This is a genomic window from Oleiphilus sp. HI0067 (assembly GCF_001635735.1).
Window position 1 is genome coordinate 1 of record NZ_LWFI01001053.1, and the last position, 975, is coordinate 975.

The 975-nt window shown below is 46.1% G+C and carries 1 protein-coding gene; it reads right to left on the reverse strand.

Annotation, left to right across the window (positions count from 1 at the left end; translation table 11 throughout):
* Positions 1-19 precede the first annotated feature (19 nt).
* Positions 20-975: aminotransferase class I/II-fold pyridoxal phosphate-dependent enzyme (locus A3739_RS14485; protein WP_082878424.1), on the reverse strand; the 956-nt coding region annotated here is incomplete at its 5' end.

Sequence of the window (975 nt, forward strand, 5' to 3'; positions counted from 1 at the left end):
AGATTTTAACAACTTGGCATCAAATTGATGCCAAGCCTTTTTCAAGATCTGCAATGACGTCATCGGCTGACTCTAAACCAACCGAAACACGTATTAGATTTTCGGTAATTCCAGCGCGCGCCTTTTCTTCATCACTTAAACGACCATGCGTCGTTGTCGCAGGATGAGTAATTGTGGTTTTCGCATCACCCAAGTTAGCAGTCAACGACAAGAACTCAACGCCATCAATGACATTCCAAGCTTGCTCGCGACCACCTTTCACTCGAAATGAAAGCACACCACTTGCACCTTTCTGCTGACGTTTTGCCAACTCATAATAGGGATGAGATTCAAGACCAGCGTAAAATACTTGCTCTACTTGCGGCTGCTGCTCCAGCCAGCGAGCTACTTTAAGCGCATTCTCAGAGTGCGCCTTCATTCTGAGACTCAAAGTTTCCAAGCCTTTCAGGAACACCCATGCATTAAACGGACTCATCGCAGGGCCAGCAGAACGCATATAACCATGCACTTCCGCCATCAGCTCGTTACTTCCCACAACAAGCCCGCCTAAGCAACGTCCCTGCCCGTCAATATATTTGGTCGCAGAGTGAATAATAATATCCGCCCCCATCGACAAAGGTTGTTGAAGCGCAGGCGTGCAGAAGCAGTTATCAACAATGAATAAACACTGCTGATCTAAGCTTTTCGAATCAATAATGCTTCGAAGTCGCTCTAAGTCGACCACTTCACATAAAGGGTTGGACGGCGTTTCGACAAATACAACTCTAGTATTTTGCTTCAGTCCGGACTCCCAAGCCTCATAATCAACTAGGTCAACAAACTCGACATCAACGCCGAATTTCGACATAAATTTTTCTAAGAAAACCGTTGTGGTTCCAAAAACGCTACGCGAACATAAAACATGATCGCCCTGCTTAAGAACAGCCATAAAGGTCGCCATAATTGCAGACATACCTGAGGCTGTTGCCACTGCAC